This window comes from Limobrevibacterium gyesilva, assembly GCF_025989185.1.
Lineage (GTDB): Bacteria > Pseudomonadota > Alphaproteobacteria > Acetobacterales > Acetobacteraceae > Limobrevibacterium > Limobrevibacterium gyesilva.
In genome coordinates, this window is the sequence record NZ_JAPDNT010000006.1 from 1 (window position 1) to 18,671 (window position 18,671).

Sequence of the window (18,671 nt, forward strand, 5' to 3'; positions counted from 1 at the left end):
CTCGTTGGACCTATCGGGCAGCAACAGCCCGCCACACGTACTTGAGCGCCGCCCCGCGGATCTCATCGAGGCCCGCGGCCGCAAGGCCAAAGAGGCCGGATAGATAGCTGCACCGACGACTCGTCGGATCAACACGAATGTCCTTGCGGAGCGGGGACCGTCCATAGATAGGTCCAAAGCCGTGCTTTGCGGGTCCTGCCCAGGCCCGGCTCCAGCACCGGCACTTCCGTGTCATCGGCGTGTACCCGCTCGCCCGCCATCACATGCTTGGCCAGGGCATCGACCAGCGGGCGTATCAGGGCTGCGACCTGGCCCACCATGTCGGCCAGCGTTGAGCGGCTGAGGTCAATGTCCTCGCGGGCGTAGATCTCGGCTTGGCGGTGCAGAGGCAAGTGGTCGCAGTATTTGCCGACCAGCACATGCGCCAGCAGACCAGGTCCGGCACGGCCGCGGCGGATGGGCAGGTTGGGCGCCGGCGCCTGCGCAATCGTCTCGCAACTCCGGCAGGACAGCTTCGGGCGGACGTGCCGGATCACGCGAAATGATCCCGGCACATAGTCCAGGATCTCCGTGACGTCCTCGCCGAAGGGCCGCAAGGCGCCGCCGCAGGCCGGGCAGGCGCAAGCAGCGGCGTGCTCGACGACGTCGCGCGGCAGAGCCTCGGGCAATGGCCGGCGGGCCGGCTTGCGTCCTCCAGCCTCACTCTGCCCGTCCGCCGGGCCGTTGGCCGGGGTGATCTCGCCCAGCATCTCGTCAATGTCGGTGAGCGTCAGTTCGAGCTGCTCAACCTGGTCACGGAGCTTCTCCGATGAGCGGCCAAACGTCAGTCGCAACAGCCTGGCAAGCCGCGATTTGAGCGCCTCGATCTCGAAGCGCTGCTCGATGAGCCCGGCCCTGGCCGCAGCCAGATCCGCCTCCTGCGCCTGGCGGAGCGCCCTGCTCTGCGCCAACTCCGCGGTTTGCGCCAGCAACATCGCCTTCAAGGTGGCGACGTCGTCGGGCAATGCGGCAGTGGTGTCCGGCATGACCGTAAATTCGCCGACACGTCCGCGTCGCGCCAAGCAAAACCTGACGCTGCCAGACCTGTCTCAGCCCATCATCTCCGGCTGCCAGGTGCGTGCCGGCATCCGCCAGTCGATCCCTTCCGTGAGCATCGACAGCTGTGCCGGCGTCAGCGATACGACACCGTCTTTGGCTTGCGGCCACACGAACTTGCCCCGTTCCAGCCGCTTGGCATAGAGCACCAGGCCCTGACCGTCCCAGGCCAGAATCTTCAGCAGATGACCGCGGCGCCCCCGGAAGATGAACAGCGCACCGCCGAACGGATCGTGCCCGAGTTGCTGCTGCACCAGCGACGCAAGGCCATCAAAGCCGCGCCGCATGTCGGTCACCCCGGCCGCCACCCAGATGCGGACGCCTGGAGCGGGTGCGATCATCCACGCAAGGCCGCAATGACACGACGCAGTGCCGGCAAGCTCACATCGCCACCGACGTGAACCCGGACGCCGCCGGCAAGCTCGATTTCGATCGAGCCCGCGGGCCGTGACACTGGAGGCGATGGCCGCGGCGGAGCCGGGGCAACACACGGCGGCGGGTTCTCCGAAGCGATCCGGACCGGCAGCAAGTGCGCGCCCGCGCCTGCCTCCACGTCCGGCTGCTCTCGTCGCCAGCGATAGATCAGGCTCGCGCAGATGCCGTTTCGCCGAGCGAGGTCCTTGACACCAACGCCGGCAGCCAGCGACTGCGTCACCATCTCGGCACGGAACCCAGCGTCGTGCGCTCGGCGCCGATCACCCACGATCTCGATCCGTTGCATTGGAGCAGCCACTGTGGCCGCCTCACTTCTGTCCCCAGCCATGGCACTACGCTGAACCAGCCGCACCGCGCAGCACAAGGCGGACTCGCCGGACGCTTACGACGAACACGCCGACCTGGCAGTTCTCCACTCGCCCTGCCGTGCCGGAATACTGCCGCGCGACGCCGACTGAATGCGTACCCTTCTTGAGGAAACCGGTCTCATCGACCACCAGAACTCCGCCGGCATCCCCCAGCGTGGCGAGCACGTCGGCCCGCACCAGGTCGCGTAGCGTGTCCGCCTGCCAGGAGCTGCAGCCCAGCAAGGATTGCAGCCGGTATGGTCGTTCCAGCCCGGCTTGTTCAGCCAGTTGCCAGCCGGTCTTGCGTGCCACGCATGACAGCAGGCCGTCGATGAAGGCGCTGGCCGAGCGCCGTAACTCGGCCCGGCCAAAGGCCGAACTCAGCTGCGATTTGAAGGTGGTGAGTTCCAGTTCCCAGGCCAGCAGCGAACCGGACCATGTTGCAACCAGCATTCCCTGATATTCCCGAATCAATGCGATACAGAGAGTCGGGGTTTCGCCCAAAACGCAACTGTAGTACTAGTCGACCGATCGCGCGGGCGGCCCAAGCGACTGTTCGGGATACCGGACAAAACAGCGGACGGAGCACCACGCTCTCCCACAAGCTCGCGCACCCCGGGCCGGGTCGGGCTTCCGTCCGCCGACGCCCGGTCAACTTACCGCCAATCGGGGCCGAGCGAGACATACAAGGCACGGGCTCGGGTGGTTGCCAACGTGTCCGAGCACGAGGCGCGCCGGGTGTTGGACGAAACAGTCGATCCGTCGGCCCACCTGATGCGCGACGAGTGGAAGTCGTTCATGTCGATCGGTGAGGCCTTTGCTGCACGCGACACCGTCCGCCACTCGGAACGGGAATATGCGCGCGGCGCCGTCCATTCCAATTCAACCGAAGGCTTCGACAACCGCGTGCGCCGCACCGTCGCTGGCGTCTTCCATCACATAAGCCCGCCCCATGCCGACCTGTATCTCAATGAGATCGGCTTCCGTTGGTCCCAACGAGTGCTGGCCGGACATGCGAGGCGCCGGACACGCAAGGAGCGAGAGGTCGTCAAACCGCTGTGGTCTCGAATTACGCCCGCCCTGTAGTTGCCCGCTGTCGTCAGGTCGGCTGTCGGACGACAGCTGTGGCGAACACCGCAGGGCGGCGTCCCGATTCCCTCCGCCGTTGCTGTGTTTGGGTGATAAAGGCGACGCCCATCAGGCGCCCTTCGATTTGGCCCCAATTGGCGCGAAGCCAGCCGGTGGCCACCGGCTCGCCTTGGAATTCGGCCCGCATTGCCACGAAGGCCACCTGCTTTGCCCGGTAGCGCAGGCTCGTCGGTAGGCCCGAGAGCAATCCGCTCAGTTCGTCTAGAACGGCAGCGGGAAACTGGCGCATATAGGCCGTCCGCTCCGGGCCGAAATCGAACCGGGGGGCGTCACTGGCTCGCTCGCCCGTCTGGCGTTTCGACGTCGTGGCCGCCTCATCGACCGCGCCCCGGTTGATCAGCACGCCATAGACATCCCGCGCCGCCTCAGCGCTGATGAACCCGTCGAGGACATCGGCGAGCACCTTGGAAGTTGCCCGAGTCGTCGGGTCGCCATAGCCGCCGCCGCCGGGCGTGCGCAGGCTGATGACGTCGCCGGCGGAGAGGTGCTCGACATTGACCTTTCCGAGGCGCTTGGCCCGCGGCGTGTCGGGATTGAGCACGCAATCGCCCGGGGCACCGGCCCGCCCGCCATCGAGACCCCATGGTTGGAACTTGGTGCGCTCCATACCGCGCGCCGTGAATACGGTGTTCGGATGCATCAGCCGCACATCGAGGCGCAGCGCGCTGCCGCCGCGATGATTGCCGGCGCCGCCGCTGTCCGGAATGACCGAATAGGTCAGGACCCGCAGGCCGGCCTCATGTTCGAGAATCTCGCAGGGTGTGTTGCGCAGCGACCCAAGTGAAATGTCGCAGCCTTCGACGCCATCGGCCCAGGGCCTGCCGCCGGACCCGCCGATCATCGGCTGGATGACCGTCACCTGGCGCTGACCGGTCTTGGGATCGATGGTCGAGATGGCCGGGATTGTCGCCTGGCCGGCGCCGGCCGCCGGAACCGTGCCGGGGAAGGCGCCCGCCAGCGCGCCCTGCACGATGGTGAAGATCAGCTGCGTCAGCGCATAGCGCACGCCGGTCGCGGCCGGAAAGCGCGCATTGACGACGGTGCCCTCGGGCGCCGTGAAGCGGAACGGCCGGATGAGGCCGGCATTGATCGGCAACCCCGGGTCACGGGTGCGGAAGAACCCGAACATGGCGAGACACAGGAACGGATGGCGTCCGTTGGTCGCCAGGTTGAACGCCGCCTGCACCTGCGGATCGGAGCCGGTAAAGTCGAAATGCAGGCCGTCGGCGCCGTCCTTCGACACTTGCAGCTTGACGCGCACCGGCACGTCGGAGACGAAATCGTCCTCGAGATAGTCCTCGAAGCTCCATGCCGTCGCGGGCATCGTACGGATGATGTCGCGGGTACGGCGTTCGGTATAGTCGATCAGCGCCTCGCGCCCCTCGCGAACTGCGTCCAGCCCCCATTTCACCACAGCCTGCCGGACGCGTGTGTCGGCGATCCCCAGAGCCGAAATAACGGCATTGAGATCTCCCCAGTTCTTGTCGGGAATACGCACGTTGGAGAGAAGGAACTCCTTGACGTCCTCCTGCAGGACGCCCTCGCGGTAGAGCTTTTTCGGCGTGATGCGGATGCCTTCCTGGAAAATCTCGTAGGCGCTCGGCTGGATGCTGCCGGCGACGATCCCGCCCATGTCCGACGAGTGGATGAAGGCCCAGGCGAAGGCGACCAGTTCGCCTTCCGCGAAGATCGGCTTCAAGAGGTGATAGTCAGGAAGGTGGGTCGAGACGCCCTTGGTGGCGAAGGGGCAGTTGGCAATGCCGATATCGCCTTCGCGCCATGGTGCGAGAGAGGCGATGAAGGTCGAGTAATCGATGCCGATATAGCTTTGGGCGCCGATCGAGACCGGAAATGCGAAATGCTGCCCAGCCGGCGTGATCAAGCCGGTCGTGAAGTCCTGACTTTCCTTGATGAAGGTCGTGTAGGCCGTACGCTCCAGCGTGTAGCCGGCAGCTTCGGCCGCGGCTCGGAAATAGTTGTTGAAGATGCCGAGAAGGACGCCGTCGACGCTCATTGCGCTGGTCTTTCCATGATGAGCGTGCCGGATTCATGTGCGAGCGCATTCCATCCCGGCGCGACATAGATCGTGGTGTCATCTTGTTCGACGATGGCCGGCCCGGCGATGCTGGTGCCGATGGCCATGGCCTGGCGTGAGAGGACCGGAACCGGCACGAAGCGGCCGCCGACCACCAGCGGACGCGTGGTGTCTCGTGCAGCAGCCTTGGCTTCGATTTTCGAGCCTCCTCCCGCGAAAGGCTTCTCGGTCGCCCCGGCAATGGTCAGACGCAGGTCGACGATCTCCACCGGTGCTGCAGCGTCGGCATGGGCGAACATGGCGCGGTGGCGCTGGTGGAATGCCGCGGAGATCGACGCCAGATCGCCGCTGGTCAGCCAGTCCGGCTCCACCGCGACGTCGATCTCGTAGGACTGGCCGATATAGCGCATGTCGGCCGCCACATCGAAGCGATGGCCGGCAAGCCCGGGGGATTCGCTGGCAAGCCAGGTCGTCGCCCGGTCGCGAAGGTCGCGCAAGGCGTCCGCGAGCACGCCCCGGGCTTCCGCCAGCGGCAGGACGATGGATCGCACGAACGGTTTTGAGACATCGGAGAGCAACGCGCCGAGAGAACAGAGCGTTCCCGGATTGGCCGGGACGATGATCCGGCGAATGCCGAGTTCCTCGGCTACGGGTGCCGCGAGCAATGGACCGGCGCCGCCGAACGGCAGCAGCGCATAGTCGCGTACCGACACGCCCTGCTTGGCGGCGAGGTTGGACAATTCGGCATAGATCGAGCTGACCGCCACCTGGATGACCGCCTCGACCGTGCCGGCCTCGTCGCGGCCAAGCCGGCCCGAAAGCGACACGAGTGCGCGGCGCGCTGCGTCCACCGAGATGTCCAGCCGACCGCCGGCAAAGGTCCTGGGGTTGAGGAAGCCGCCCACGAGAAAGGCATCGGTCACCGCCGGCACGGTGCCGCCCTTGCCGTAGCAGACCGGTCCCGGATCGGCGCCGACGCTGGTCGGACCGACGCGCATCACGCCCATCTCGTCGACGGTGATGATCGACCCACCGCCGGCGCCGATTGACGAGACGCCGATCACCGGCATCAGCAACGGGAAGTCCGCGACGTGTTCGCTCTGGCTGATGCGCGGAACGCCGCCGTCGACGAAGGCAACATCCGCGCTGGTGCCGCCGATGTCGAGGGTGACGAAATCGCCGACGCCGACGAGCCGCGCCGCCTCGACCGCGCCCATCACGCCGGCCGCCGGCCCGGAAAGCAAGGTCTCGACCGGAAAGCGCCGGGCGCTTGCCGCGGTGACGATACCGCCGGCCGACTGAGTTATGAACGGCGTCGCGTCCAGCCCCACGCTTTCCAGCCGCGTCTGGAGATCGCCCAGATAGCCGTCGACCTTCGGCATGACATAGGCGTTCATGATCGAGATCAGCGCCCGCTCATATTCTCGCATGCGCGGCCAGATTTCATGAGAGCAGCAGACGAAGAGATCAGGCGCCTTGGCGCCGATCCAGTCGCGCGCGCGCTGCTCGTGAACGGGGTTGCGATAAGCGTGCATGAAGCAGACGACGAGGCCGTCGAGCCCCGCTGCGCGTGCCGCGTCGATCGCGACATCGACGTCGGCGTCGACGAAATCGGTCTCGATCTCGCCATCGGGGCCGAGGCGCTCGGTGATCTCGAACACATGCCGCCTCGGCAGCAGCGGCTCCGGCCGTCCGGTCCGCCAGTGATAGGGTGTCGGCATCCGCAGCCGCTGGATGACGAGCAGATCACGAAAGCCGCGGGTCACCAGCATCCCGAGTCTGGCGCCGTCGCGCTCGATCAGCGTGTTGAGCGCGATGGTCGTGCCATGGACGAAATAGCCGATGTCAGAGGGCTGGACGTTATGCTCCGTGGCAAGGCGCTCGAGGCCGCTGATGACGCCCGCGGCCGGTCGGGCTCGTGTGGTTGGAACCTTCATGGTCACGAAGCGGCGCTCGTCGGCGAGCCAGAGCGCGAAATCGGTGAACGTTCCGCCGATATCGATGCCGAGACTGTGCTGTGGGTACATCATTCTACTCTCCCGGGCCCGGAAAGCCCGAACAGGCGCCCCGTCACGACGACGACGGCCAGGATGAGGGCGATCTGGATCGCCGAAGCGGCGGCGACCAGCGGCGACTGGTCCCATTCCATGAAGGTGAAAAGCCGCATCGGCAGCGTGATGGTCTCCGGCCCGGAGATGAAGATCGCCAGGTAGATGTCCGAGAACGAGATGATCAGCGCGAAGATGAAACCGGAGAGCAGCGAACTGCGGATGATCGGCATCGTCACCAGCCGGAATGTCTGCCAGCGGGTGGCGCCCAGCATGCGGGCGGCTTCTTGCACTGAGAGCTCGACCGCCCGCATACCGACCGCGACCGTCCGCGTGGCATAGGGCATGGTGATGAGCACATGGCCAAGGATCATGCCCCAGAGCGCGCCCGTGACGTCGAGCCAGGCGAACGCCAGCAGGAGCGACAGGCCGATCAGCACGCGTGGCACATAGAGCGGCGCCATCAGCAGCGTCTCGAGCGACGCGCTCGATGACCTGGAGCGCGCCAGCGCTATTCCGGCCATCGTGCCGAGCGCGGTCGATATGGCGGCGGCGATCAGCCCGAGCTTCAGGCTGACGACCAGCGAGGTGACGAAGTCGCCGTTTTCGACGAAGGCCCTGAACCAGCGCAGTGTCAAGCCCTGAGGCGGGAAAGTCATGTCATCGCTGTCGTTGAAGGCTTCGATCAGCACGACGATGATCGGCGCCAGTACGAAGGCGAGCGTCAAGGCGGTCACGATCGACACCGCGATCCACACCGGCGAGCGCTTGTTCCCCGTCATAGGCCCTGCGCTTTCTGCGGAACAAAACGCAGGTAGCCGTAGATCAGGGCCGACGACACGACGACCATGACCATGCCGACGGCCGAACTGAACGGCCAGTTGTAGCTGACCAGCATCGAGTCATATGCGATGGCGCTGATCATCTTGACCTGTGCGCCCCCGAGCAGGGCCGGCAGGGCATAGGCGGTGATGGCAAGCGAAAAGACGATCAGCGATCCCGAGATGATGCCGGGGACGCTCAACGGCAGCGTCACCTTGAAGAAGGCCTGCGCCGGCGCGGCGCCGAGCGCTCGCGCGGCTTCCTCGACCGATGGCGGGATGTCTTTCAGGACGGCGATAAGCGGCACGACCATGAAGGGCAGCAGCACCTCGACCAGCCCGAGGACCACCGCCGTGACGCTGTTCAGCATGCGCAGCGGCATGTCGATCACGCCGAGCCGGAGCAGCACGGCATTGACCACGCCGTTATAGCCGAGCAGCACCATCCAGCCGTAGGCGCGCACCACCAGGCTGATCATCATCGGCACAAAGACGAGATAGACGAGCAGCGGTTGCAGGCGGCTCTTCGTCCGCGCCAAGAAGAAGGCAACGGGATAGCCGAGTACCAGCGACAGGACCGTCACGGTCACGCCGAGTTGCACCGTCTTGGCGATGACGCCGAGATAGAATGCATCGCCGAGAAAGCGCCGGTAGTTCTCGAAGGTCAACGCATAGTTCGTGATTTTGCCCGGCACAAACTCCCAGAAGCTGAACAGCAGCATCAGGCCGAGCGGCGCGACAAGTACCGCCGCGATCACCGCAATGCTCGGCGCGGTCAGCCAGCACGAGTGCGACATGAGGGGCGCTTTGCTGGCCATCAGTCGGGCGCCCGCTCGAAGACCGGTACGCAATCGGCCGGTGCGACCGCAAGGGAGATCCTGTCGCCGACAGCGGGCGTCGCCTGGCCACGCAGCGTCCGCCACGCCGCGACCAGCGGTTCCGCCTCGGCGCCGCCGGCATTGAGCGGTGCGACCGTCACCTGCGCGATGTCGCCGAGATAGACGACATCCGCCACGCGGGCGGTGAGCCGGTTGCCGGCCGCAACCTCGCCGAAATGGATCGTCTCGGGCCGGATGGCGAGGCGGATGTCACCCCGCTCGAAGGACGAGGTGGCTGCGGCCTCGACATCCATTGTCAGCCCGCGAGGGGTACGAAAGCGCGTGCCCTCGAGCGTGCCCGGCAGCAGATTGCACTGGCCGATGAAGCTCGCGACAAAGGTCGTGCGCGGCCGTTCGTAGATGTCGCGCGCCGCGCCCACCTGCTCTATGCGGCCGGCATTCATCACCGCGATCCGGTCGGACATGGCCATGGCCTCGTCCTGGTCGTGGGTTACGTAGATGGCGGTGATGCCGAGCGAGCGTTGCAGCGAGCGGATCTCGCTTCGCAATTGCTCGCGCAGCTTCAGGTCGAGATTGGAGAGAGGCTCGTCCATCAGCAGCACCGACGGATTGACCACCAGCGCGCGGGCGAGCGATACGCGCTGCTGCTGGCCCCCCGACAATTGCCGGGGCGAGCGGCCGTCAAACCCGACAAGGCCAACCTGGTCAAGCGCTTTGCGAACCCGTTCCTCGATCTCGGGCTTGGCGATGCGCTTCAGCTTGAGGCCAAAGGCGACGTTCTCGAACACGGAGAGATGCGGAAACAGCGCGTAATTCTGGAACACCATGCTCAAGCCGCGCCGCTCGACCGGCACGCCAGTCATGTCCCGGCCGCCGATCAGCAGCCGGCCGGAGCTCGGCGTCTCGAAACCCGCGACGATGCGCAGCGTCGTCGTCTTGCCGCAGCCGGACGGCCCGAGCAGGGAGACAAACTCGCCCTCGCCGATCGTCAGCGAGACGGATCGGACCGCTTCGAAATCGCCGAAGCGCTTGCCGATGGTTTCGAGCTGGATCATGGGGGGGATCGCCGGCGATGGAACAAGAAATTGAAAGGCTTCCGCCTTGCGGCGAAGGACGGAGACGCTCTACCCGACGACTTCCTTGTTCCAGCGCTCGAGGCTGGCATCGGAATATTTGACGACCTCACTGTAATCGAGGTTCGCAGCCAGATCGAAGGCGGCCGGCGCGATCCTGGAATCCGGCATATCGCTCGGAATCTCCAGGCCCTGCAGGGTCGGCACATAGGCGAAACCGCGGGCGAAGGCGAGCTGGGCCTCGTCCGAGAGTGAAAAGTCGACCATCTTCTGCGCGAGGTCAGGATTGGCGCGGCCGGCGACGACGCTGAAGCCGAAGCCATAGGGGCTCCAACCCCTCACCAGCGCGAAGTTGAGCGGCAGGTTCTTGCGCTGCAACTCGAGCGTCCGACCGCTCCAGAAGGGCGCTACGACGATCTCGCCGGTGGAGAACAGCTTCATGCCCTGGTCGTTGGAGATCATGACGACGCCACCATTCTCCTTGGTCACCTTGCGGGCGAGCGCAAAGGCCGGATCGAGCTGATCATAGCGGGCACCGGCAGCCTGGTTGACCGAGTTGAGCCACACCTCGCCCATCCAGCCGAAATTCGGGATGGCGACGCGCCCCTTGACCTTCGGGTCGGTCAGGATCGACCAGCCGCGCTGCTCGACCTCTTCCTTCGAGAATACCCGCTTGTCGAACGACAGCACCCAGGGCGCGATGCTGCGCGCAGCCCAGTAGTCGTTCCTCAGCACCGGGAACACGCGCTTGATATTCGGCGCCAGCGCCTGGTCGATCTTGCTGATAAGACCAAGCGCGATCGCCTGGCCCATGCGCGGGCCGCCGAGCTCGATCGTGTCGATTGTCGGCTGGCCGCGGCTCGCCTGGAGGGCCGCGAGCTGCTGGGCATTTGGCCGGTTGTCGAAGGTAAGTCGTAAATTATGAGCCTTGGCGAAGGGTTCGGCGATGATCTTGCGGATCGCGTCGCCCCAGGTGCCGCCGACCGTCATGATCGTAAAGGCCGTCTCCCGCGCCCGCGCGCCCCGGCCACAGAAGCTCATCGCGACGCTTGCCGCGCCGGCCGCCGTGAAAGCGCGACGCGACAGTGCCTGTGAACCGAAAGTCGGGGAGCGCGAAACGGTCATGATAGGTCTCCGACAGCGTCTGTGAGGACGACGCTAGCACTAAAAATGAATTCTGCAATACGGGTTTCATTTTCCGTAATATGGAATATAAGAGGGAAATGGCCAGACCTAGAAGCAATTCGCCCAAGAATGCGTCGTTTCCCGTCATCGCTCCGCTCGCCAGAGGCCTCGATATCCTGCGGGCGTACCGATCCGGCGATGCGGCTCTGCAGAATCATGAGATCTCGCGTCGCACCGGCATTCCGCCTTCCTCGGTATCGCGGTTGACGGGCAGCCTAGTCGCACTGGGTTACCTCTCCTATGACCCCGCTGCACAGGGCTACAGGCTGACACCTGTCGTGCTGACCCTGAGCTACGCCTTTCTCGGTGGCATCCCGCTGCGCTACCGCATTCGCCCGAGCATGCAGGCGCTGGCCGACGAGGCGCGGGCCTCGGTCTCGCTCGGCGCGCGCCACCAGCACAACATGATCTATCTCGAATGCTGCAAGGGGCCCTCCCCCGTGCCCTTTCGCTTCGACGTCGGATCGTGGCTGCCGCTCTGCCGCTCTGCCATGGGCTGGGCTTATCTCGCGGGGCTCGACGAGGCGGATTTTGCCGGCGCCATGGACGAGATCAAGCTTGCCGACGAGGCCGCATGGCAGATTGCCAGGCAGAAGATCGAGCGGGCACGCGAGGAGGTCGCGACCCACGGCTTCTGCGTCAGCATAGGCGAATTCGAATCTGGCGTGCATACGGTCGGCGTGCCGGTCCGAAGCCGCCCCGGCGAACCGCTCTACGCGCTGAACTGTGGTGCGCCGGCCTATCAGCTGAAGGCCGAACAACTAGTGGGCGAAATAGGGCCACGGCTGGTCTGGTTGGCGAGATCCGTGGTCCAGGACGCCACGCCGTCATCGGCTCCGGCAGCATCGTGCGCGATTTAGAACGCCTTTCGAAACACTTGTACGCTGTTCGGAGCTGAATCATGAAGGGGGATGACTCTACCCCTCGTGTCAAAGCAGCTCGTCGATCTCCGCCGATACATCGCCGGCACGCGATGGCCCGACCGAGAGACGGTCAATGACCGGTCACAGGGCATACAGCTCGCAAAACTCCGCGGCCTGGGCGCGCGAAAAGCAGAACGTAGCTGAGGCTGCGTAGAAGGGGGATTCAACAGCTCGATCCGGCGGACACCCACCACGCCAGATCGACAGTCCGTCAGATCAAATAGAAACCTCTACGCCTCACGCCTTCAGCTTGTCGATCCCGATTCCGTTCGTTCAACCGGCCGTCGTCCTGCCCGCGCCGGCCATCGGGCCAGCACGTAGAACACCGGCGTGAACACCAACCCGAACAGCGTCACGCCCAGCATCCCGGCGAACACCGCAGTGCCCAGGCTCTGCCGCATCTCTGCACCCGCGCCGGTCGCCACCGCGAGCGGTACCACGCCGAATATGAAGGCGAGCGAGGTCATCAGGATCGGCCTCAACCTTGTCCGGGCCGCTGCCACCGCCGCATCGAAGCGGTTCGCCCCTTCGTCCTCGGCCTGCTTGGCGAACTCCACAATCAGGATGGCGTTCTTCGCCGCCAGCCCAACCAGTACCACCAGGCCTATTTCCACCAGGATGTTCCGGTCGAGCCCGCGCGCGTTCACGCCGAGCATCGCGGCGAGGATGCACATCGGCACGATCAGCACCACCGCGAGCGGCAGCAGCCAGCTCTCGTACAGCGCCGCCAGCAGCAGGTACACGAACACCACGGCGAGCCCAAACGCGATGATCGCGGTGTTGCCGGCGAGCTTCTCCTGCAGCGCGATCTCGGTCCACTCGAAGCCGAAGCCCTGCGGCAGTCGCTCATGCGCGATCTTCTCGATCGCGGCGATCCCTTGTCCGGTCGAAAAGCCGCGGTTCAAATTAAGCTGGACCTCGGCCGCCGGGTAGAGATTGTAGCGCGGCACACGGAACGGCCCTGTCGTGTCACGGAATGTCGCCACTGCGCCGATCGGCACCATGTCGCCGCGGTTGTTGCGCGCCTTCAGGTTCTCCACGTCGCGCAAGGTCAGGCGATACTGGTTGTCGGCCTGTGCGTTCACCTGGTAGGTGCGGCCCAGCAGGTTGAAGTCGTTGATATAGGCCGAACCCATATAAACCGACAGCGCCTCGAACACGCTGTCGATCGGCACACCGAGCTTCTCCGCCTTGGTGCGGTCGATATCAGCATAGACTTGTGGCGTGTGCGTGTTGAATAGCGTGAAAGCCTGGTTGAAGCCCGACATCCCCGCGGCTGACCCGGCGACGATCCAGGTGGCCTGCTCGAGCGCCGGCAACCCGCGTCCCGCGCGGTCCTGCACGTAGAGCTTAAGCCCGCCGCCGGTGCCGATGCCCGGCACCGAGGGGGGTTCCAGCACAAAGGTGAAGGCATCACTCAATAGTGCGAGCTGTTGCTGCAGGTCGGCGCGGATGCGCGCGGCGGTAAGCCCAAGTGGCACGCGCTGCTCAAACGGCTTGAGCGGAACGAAGATCACGCCGGTGTTCGGCGCGTTGGTGAAGGTGGCCCCGTCAAATCCGACGAATGCCACTGCGTTCTGCACACCCGGCCGTTCAAGGATGATTTTCGACGCCTGCCGGACCACTGTATCCGTCCGGCTCAGCGACGCGCCCGGCGGCAACTGGAATGCGGTGATCAGGTAGCCGCGGTCGAGCTGCGGGATAAGGCCCGTGGGTGTCTTGGCGAGACGGTCGTAGGCGAAAAAGATAAGCCCTGCATATACCACGAGAGCGACCGCGCCGACTCGCACCAGCCGTCGGGTCATCGCCCCGTAGCCGCGCGACAGCCGGTCGAACACGAAGTTGAAGCCCGCGAAGAACCAGCGCACCGGCGCGGCAAGCCGCCACAGCAGCGTGGGCTTCGGCGCCGCCTCGTGCGGTTTCAGCAGGATTACGGCGAGCGCCGGCGAGAGGGTGAGCGAGACGAAGCAGGAGATCACTGTGGCAGCCGCGATGGTGATCGCAAACTGTCGGTAGAACGCGCCCTGCAAGCCGCTGATGAAGGCGGTCGGGATGAACACCGCGCACAGCACGAGCGCGATCGCCACCAGAGCAGTGCCCACTTCGTCCATTGTCTTGTGTGCGGCCTCGCGCGGCGTGAGGCCCTGGCTGATGTAGCGTTCTACATTTTCCACCACCACGATCGCGTCGTCTACAACGATGCCGATCGCAAGCACGAGGCCGAAGAGCGACAGCGTGTTGAAAGTGATGCCGACTGCGCCCATCAGCAGGAAGCAGCCGATCAGCGAGATCGGGATTGCGACAACAGGGATGATCGCCGCCCGCCAGGTCTGCAGGAACACGATGACGACGACCACGACGAGGCCGATCGCCTCGAACAAGGTGCGCACCACCTCGTTCACGGATTGCTGGATGAACTCGGTCGGGTTGTACACCACCCGATAGTCCATCCCCGGCGGAAAGTTGCGCTTCGCCTCCTCCATCGCCGCCTTCACCGCGGCGGCGGTGGTGAGCGCGTTGGAACCAGGGCGCTGGAAGATAATGATCGCGGTTGCAACGTCCCGGTTGAGATATGCGTTGATCGTATAGTCCTGCGAACCGAGCTCGACGCGGCCGATGTCGCGGATGCGCACATAGCCGCCGTCGGGGTCGGCGCGGACTACGATGTCGCCGAACTGCTCCTCCTCAACGAGCCGCCCGAGTGTCTGCACCGAAAGCTGGAACGCTCCTTCGGATTTCGCAGGCGGCTGATTCATCGCGCCGGCCGCAACCTGCAAATTGGCCGCCCGCAGCGCAGCCACCACGTCGGCCCCACTGAGCCCGCGCGCCGCCACCTTGCCGGGGTCGAGCCAGACGCGCATCGAGTAGTCACGCGCGCCGAAGATGCGCACGTCGCCCACGCCGTCGAGCCGAGCTAGAACATCCTTGATGTAGAGTGTCGCGTAGTTGGAGATGTATTGCTGGTCACGCGAGCCATCGGTCGTGATCATGTGCACGACCATCATAAGGTCAGGCGAGGCCTTGCGCACCGTGACACCGAGCCGCCGCACGTCCTCCGGCAGTCTCGGCTCGGCGACCGACACGCGGTTCTGCACCAGCACCTGTGCGGTATCGATGTTGGTGCCGGGCTTGAAGACGACGTCGATTGACAGAGTCCCGTCGCCCACCGACTGCGACACGACATAGAGCATGTTGTCTACGCCGTTCACCTCCTGCTCGATTGGCGTTGCCACCGTCTCGGCCAGCACCTGCGCGGAGGCGCCGGGATATACGGCCCGGATGTTCACCGTTGGCGGCGCGATCTCCGGGTATTCCGAGATCGGCAGGCTACTCTGAACAATCGAGCCCGCGATTATCAGGATCAGCGACAGGACGGTCGCGAAGACCGGACGGTCGATGAAGAAATGCGAGAAGCGCATGAGCCGCGCGCGCTCAGTTTGTGGCCGGCCGCTCGGCGGGCTTGGCATCGCTGCCCGCCTTCACCTCCCCCGCTTTCACCTCGAGCGGCCGCGCCGGCACCGCGCCAGCATCCGGCTTCGCTTCAACCGGCATGATCTCTCCGGGCGTCGGCTTCACCACGGCGCCTGGACGAACGAATGGGTTCGCGAGTCCGCCGATGATCACCTTGTCATCCGGCGCAAGACCGGCGACAACAACCCGAAGCCCGAGCGCAATCGGTCCCTGCGTCACCGGCTTCGCCACGACCTTATTGTCGGCGCCGACTGTGAACAGGATCTTGCGTGCCTGGTCCGACACCACTGAACCATCCGGCACCAGCAGGACGTCCATGAAGCCGCCGAACACGCGTAGTCGCCCGAACGTGCCCGGCGCAAAGAAATAGTCCTTGTTATCGAACACCGCGCGGCCGCGGATGGTGCCGGAATGCGCGTTCACCTCGTTGTCAACGAAGTTCATCCGGCCCATATGCGTCCATTCCGTCTCGTCGCTAAGCCGCACCTGCACGGGATTCGGCACATCGCGCGAGGACGGCCGCTGGCCGCTCGCGTTGAGTCGGGCATAGCGGATGTAATCGGTCTCTGATGCCTCGAACACGAAATGGATCGGGTCAAGTGTCACGATAGTGGTCAGCAGTGTCGGGTCGCCGGTGCCGGTGACCAGATTGCCGGCGTCCACCTTGCGGTCGGAGATTCGCCCGGCGAAGGGTGCGGTCACGCGTGTCCATTCCAGGTTGAGCTCGGCGTTGCGTCGCGAGGCTTCGGCAGACATAAGCTGGGCGCGGTCAACGTCGAGCGTCGCGCGCCGTTGGTCGAGCTCGCGCACCGTCACCGCGGCAGTTCTTACCAGATCCTGCGCTCGGCTGAAATCTACCGCCGCCTGTTGTACCTGCGCCTGGTTACGCAAAACGTCGGCGCGCGCTTGCTCAACAGCAATTTCGTAGGGCCGCGGGTCGATGGTGAACAGCACATCGCCTTTGGCGACGATCGCACCGTCCGTGAAATGGATCGCAGCGATATAGCCTGAGACGCGCGGCCGCACCTCCACGCGCTGTACGGCCTCGAAGCGGCCGGTGTACTCGTCCCATTGCGCGACGCGCCGAGCGAGGGGAACAGCGAATGCCACCTGCGGCGCAGGCGGTCCATCCTGAGCCGCTGCAGCACGGGCAACTGTTGTTGCAGCAAGGCACCCGAGAAATATGTCGAGGAACCGCCAACGACGTTGCGTTTTCATTAAAAAACTCTCCCCGGTCTTCGACCTCAGCGGCGGCAGACACGGGAATGGCTACTCTTTATGACAAATTAGGCCGTGCCGACAAGCCCGATCCAGTGTCGAACGCTGGCTGTCGCGTTGCGGCTATGGGCGCAAAGCAGTTTCGATCGCGCCTTTCCGCATGGACGCGTCGTCAGGTGACAATATCGCGCATTCCGGACCAGCTGGCAAAGGCTGGATGTGTTCGGGACCGGTCGTGGCCGCCAGTGCGGCGCCCGCCCAGCAACGCGATAGACATCGTCGCGGTCACCTTGGCTGGCAGGCCGAGCCGAGCTGGGCAAGATTGGTGGGATGAGGCCGTTACCCTATCCTCCCTATCGCCATCGCTTCCCGGCTGGGATCATCACCTTAGAACGCCTTTCAAAACCCTTGTACTCGGATCGAGCCTGATTCATGAGGAGGGATGCCCGCTCCCCTTTGCCCGAATCGCTGTGGCTGATCATCGAGCCGATGCTGCCACCTGTTCCGCCTAAGCCCAAGGGCGGTCGGCCGTCTGTTTCCGCGCACGCGGCTTTGACCGGCATCCTGTTCGTGCTGCGCACTGGCATTCCATGGGAGATGCTGCCGGCGGAGATGGGTTGCGGGTCGGGCGTGACCTGCTGGCGGCGACTGCGCGACTGGCAAGCGGACGGGGTGTGGAACCGCCTGCACCGCGAGTTGCTGCGCCAGCTGCATGACGCAGACCGCATCGATTGGAGCCGGGCCTGCATGGACAGCTCGTCCATCGCGGCCAAAAAGGAGGTGTCGCGACAGGTCCGAACCCGACCGACCGAGGCAGGCCGGGCACCAAACGCCATCTGATCACGGATCGCCGCGGCATCCCGCTCGCCTTTCTGCTGACCGGGGCCAATGTCCACGGCAGCATGCCATTCGACGACCTGTTGGAAGCTGTGCCGCATGTCGCAGGCAAGCGCGGCCGACCGCGACGCAGACCCGACAAGCTGCACGCCGACAAAGCCTACGACCACCGGCGCTGCCGGCGCGCCTGCCTGCGTCGCCGTATCAAGCCACGCATCGCCTGGCGCGGCGTGGAGACAAGCCAGAAGCTCGGCCACCACCGATGCGTGATCGAGCGCAGCTTCGCATGGTTCAACAAATTCAGACAGCACACCATCCGCTATGAACGAAGGCTCGACATCCATCACGCCTTCACCTCACTCGCCTGTTCGCTCATCTGCATGCGCGCATTGGCAGGACGGTTTTGAAAGGCGCTCTAAGGCTGACTGCGGCGCGGCGCATCTTCGCAGTCAGGGCGAGATCGGTCTCCATGCCTGTCAGCAGGAGCAGCATCAGGATGCCAAGCTGAGACACGGCGTCGAGCATGCCCTTCTGCTCCCCGGTCATCGGGAAGATGGCGTGCTGGACATCGGGCAGCAGGGCACCCAGCGCGGAAGGGCCCAACAGGATGCCGGCGAGCAACTGTCCCATGATGGCGGGTTGACCGAGGCGCTGCATCCCTTCGCCAAGCAGCCGTCCGACGATCAGCAGCAGGACGATCTGCGTGACGAATAGGACCTCGGAGGGCTGCCTATGCGCTTCATTCGCCGCCAAGGTCGCTGGCGCCACTATGACCACAACGAAGGACGAGCCGAGCGAAGCGCCCGAGAACGACTTGATAGACTTGCGAAGACTCATCGGTCACTCTATCGGTGCGTAGCCATGCCGATCACCGGAAATGGGACGGACACTCTCGTGGCGCTACGGGAGGCAGCCGCGGCCATTTCAGCCAGTGGCCGGGCCGCGACCTCCGGTCCGCGGAAACGCTCATCTCGCGGATGAGCCGACACGGTGTCACCGGACAGGAGCGCGCTGCGCCGGCTCTACGTTCGATAGGTTACACGAGGACCGTTGTCACGGAGCCGGGTCCGGCAGCTCCGGCCCGTTGTTCCGCGGACTGTTCACCTTCCCGCTCACAGGTCACGTCCGCAATGTGGGATCCGGCGCAGGCCGCAGCAACGGCGCCGGATCGCCCTCTGCCTCGCCCAGCCAGAGA

16 protein-coding genes are annotated in these 18,671 nt (G+C 65.0%); 3 read left to right on the forward strand and 13 right to left on the reverse strand.

The genetic code is table 11. The features are described from left to right. Positions 1 to 128: 128 nt before the first annotated feature. From tnpC to OL599_RS10160, 4 genes are all read right to left on the reverse strand, one after another. A complete protein-coding gene (gene tnpC, locus OL599_RS10145) occupies positions 129 to 1,025 on the reverse strand; it encodes an IS66 family transposase (protein WP_264713611.1) in 897 nt (298 codons plus the stop codon). A 63-nt stretch (positions 1,026 to 1,088) separates the two neighbouring features. After that, positions 1,089 to 1,436 (reverse strand): IS66 family insertion sequence element accessory protein TnpB, encoded by a 348-nt coding sequence (gene tnpB / locus OL599_RS10150; RefSeq protein WP_264713612.1) that lies wholly within the window; start codon positions 1,434 to 1,436, stop codon positions 1,089 to 1,091. Next, complete coding sequence (tnpA, locus tag OL599_RS10155; protein ID WP_264713613.1) at positions 1,433 to 1,816, reverse strand: IS66-like element accessory protein TnpA; 384 nt, start codon at positions 1,814 to 1,816, stop codon at positions 1,433 to 1,435. Before tnpA ends, tnpB begins: the two co-directional genes overlap by 4 nt. A 46-nt stretch (positions 1,817 to 1,862) precedes the next feature. After that, entirely contained in the window at positions 1,863 to 2,330 is a 468-nt protein-coding gene (locus OL599_RS10160; protein ID WP_264713614.1) for an IS701 family transposase, read from the reverse strand. Positions 2,331 to 2,438: 108 nt separating this feature from the next. Here OL599_RS10160 and OL599_RS10165 point away from each other — a divergent pair, with 108 nt between their 5' ends. After that, a complete protein-coding gene (locus OL599_RS10165; RefSeq protein WP_408886932.1) occupies positions 2,439 to 2,963 on the forward strand; it encodes a transposase in 525 nt (174 codons plus the stop codon). Between the two features lie 13 nt (positions 2,964 to 2,976). Here the strand turns inward: OL599_RS10165 and OL599_RS10170 are convergent, their stop codons facing one another. From OL599_RS10170 to OL599_RS10195, 6 genes are all read right to left on the reverse strand, one after another. Further along, the gene (locus OL599_RS10170) at positions 2,977 to 5,040 is read right to left on the reverse strand and encodes a hydantoinase B/oxoprolinase family protein (RefSeq protein ID WP_264713615.1); all 2,064 of its coding nucleotides are present in this window, start codon (positions 5,038 to 5,040) and stop codon (positions 2,977 to 2,979) included. Then, positions 5,037 to 7,091, reverse strand: coding sequence for a hydantoinase/oxoprolinase family protein (locus tag OL599_RS10175; protein WP_264713616.1), 2,055 nt, complete (start codon positions 7,089 to 7,091; stop codon positions 5,037 to 5,039). Before OL599_RS10175 ends, OL599_RS10170 begins: the two co-directional genes overlap by 4 nt. Further along, on the reverse strand, positions 7,088 to 7,801 hold the full coding sequence (locus tag OL599_RS10180; RefSeq protein WP_264713617.1) for an ABC transporter permease: 714 nt from the start codon (positions 7,799 to 7,801) through the stop codon (positions 7,088 to 7,090). Before OL599_RS10180 ends, OL599_RS10175 begins: the two co-directional genes overlap by 4 nt. Positions 7,802 to 7,887: 86 nt before the next feature. Next, positions 7,888 to 8,748 (reverse strand): ABC transporter permease, encoded by an 861-nt coding sequence (locus OL599_RS10185; protein ID WP_264713618.1) that lies wholly within the window; start codon positions 8,746 to 8,748, stop codon positions 7,888 to 7,890. Then, the gene (locus OL599_RS10190; protein ID WP_264713619.1) at positions 8,748 to 9,824 is read right to left on the reverse strand and encodes an ABC transporter ATP-binding protein; all 1,077 of its coding nucleotides are present in this window, start codon (positions 9,822 to 9,824) and stop codon (positions 8,748 to 8,750) included. Before OL599_RS10190 ends, OL599_RS10185 begins: the two co-directional genes overlap by 1 nt. 69 nt (positions 9,825 to 9,893) lie before the next feature. Continuing rightward, positions 9,894 to 10,967: an extracellular solute-binding protein gene (locus tag OL599_RS10195; protein WP_264713621.1), complete on the reverse strand. Its 1,074-nt coding sequence runs from the start codon at positions 10,965 to 10,967 to the stop codon at positions 9,894 to 9,896. Between the two features lie 80 nt (positions 10,968 to 11,047). Between OL599_RS10195 and OL599_RS10200 the strand changes: the two genes are divergently transcribed. Beyond that, on the forward strand, positions 11,048 to 11,887 hold the full coding sequence (locus OL599_RS10200) for an IclR family transcriptional regulator (RefSeq protein ID WP_264713622.1): 840 nt from the start codon (positions 11,048 to 11,050) through the stop codon (positions 11,885 to 11,887). A gap of 308 nt (positions 11,888 to 12,195) precedes the next feature. Here the strand turns inward: OL599_RS10200 and OL599_RS10205 are convergent, their stop codons facing one another. Then, positions 12,196 to 15,369 (reverse strand): efflux RND transporter permease subunit, encoded by a 3,174-nt coding sequence (locus OL599_RS10205; protein WP_264713623.1) that lies wholly within the window; start codon positions 15,367 to 15,369, stop codon positions 12,196 to 12,198. Positions 15,370 to 15,382: 13 nt separating this feature from the next. Then, entirely contained in the window at positions 15,383 to 16,639 is a 1,257-nt protein-coding gene (locus tag OL599_RS10210; RefSeq protein ID WP_264713624.1) for an efflux RND transporter periplasmic adaptor subunit, read from the reverse strand. A gap of 432 nt (positions 16,640 to 17,071) precedes the next feature. Here OL599_RS10210 and OL599_RS10215 point away from each other — a divergent pair. Beyond that, positions 17,072 to 17,883, forward strand: a protein-coding gene (locus OL599_RS10215) for an IS5 family transposase (RefSeq protein WP_264713625.1) whose coding sequence is annotated in 2 segments (ribosomal slippage) — positions 17,072 to 17,417 and positions 17,417 to 17,883 — 813 coding nt in all. Because the reading frame shifts where the segments join, the coding sequence is not laid out codon by codon here. Here the strand turns inward: OL599_RS10215 and OL599_RS10220 are convergent. After that, a complete protein-coding gene (locus tag OL599_RS10220; RefSeq protein WP_264713626.1) occupies positions 17,849 to 18,313 on the reverse strand; it encodes a cation:proton antiporter domain-containing protein in 465 nt (154 codons plus the stop codon). The genes OL599_RS10215 and OL599_RS10220 overlap by 35 nt on opposite strands. Between the last annotated feature and the right edge of the window lie 358 nt (positions 18,314 to 18,671).

Coding starts and splice junctions, on each gene's coding strand:
- tnpC (WP_264713611.1), bottom strand. CDS start 1,025: ATGCCGGACACCACTGCCGCATTGCCCGACGACGTCGCCACCTTGAAG.
- tnpB (WP_264713612.1), bottom strand. CDS start 1,436: ATGATCGCACCCGCTCCAGGCGTCCGCATCTGGGTGGCGGCCGGGGTG.
- tnpA (WP_264713613.1), bottom strand. CDS start 1,816: ATGCAACGGATCGAGATCGTGGGTGATCGGCGCCGAGCGCACGACGCT.
- OL599_RS10160 (WP_264713614.1), bottom strand. CDS start 2,330: ATGCTGGTTGCAACATGGTCCGGTTCGCTGCTGGCCTGGGAACTGGAA.
- OL599_RS10170 (WP_264713615.1), bottom strand. CDS start 5,040: ATGAGCGTCGACGGCGTCCTTCTCGGCATCTTCAACAACTATTTCCGA.
- OL599_RS10175 (WP_264713616.1), bottom strand. CDS start 7,091: ATGATGTACCCACAGCACAGTCTCGGCATCGATATCGGCGGAACGTTC.
- OL599_RS10185 (WP_264713618.1), bottom strand. CDS start 8,748: ATGGCCAGCAAAGCGCCCCTCATGTCGCACTCGTGCTGGCTGACCGCG.
- OL599_RS10190 (WP_264713619.1), bottom strand. CDS start 9,824: ATGATCCAGCTCGAAACCATCGGCAAGCGCTTCGGCGATTTCGAAGCG.
- OL599_RS10195 (WP_264713621.1), bottom strand. CDS start 10,967: ATGACCGTTTCGCGCTCCCCGACTTTCGGTTCACAGGCACTGTCGCGT.
- OL599_RS10200 (WP_264713622.1), top strand. CDS start 11,048: ATGGAATATAAGAGGGAAATGGCCAGACCTAGAAGCAATTCGCCCAAG.
- OL599_RS10205 (WP_264713623.1), bottom strand. CDS start 15,369: ATGCGCTTCTCGCATTTCTTCATCGACCGTCCGGTCTTCGCGACCGTC.
- OL599_RS10210 (WP_264713624.1), bottom strand. CDS start 16,639: ATGAAAACGCAACGTCGTTGGCGGTTCCTCGACATATTTCTCGGGTGC.
- OL599_RS10220 (WP_264713626.1), bottom strand. CDS start 18,313: ATGAGTCTTCGCAAGTCTATCAAGTCGTTCTCGGGCGCTTCGCTCGGC.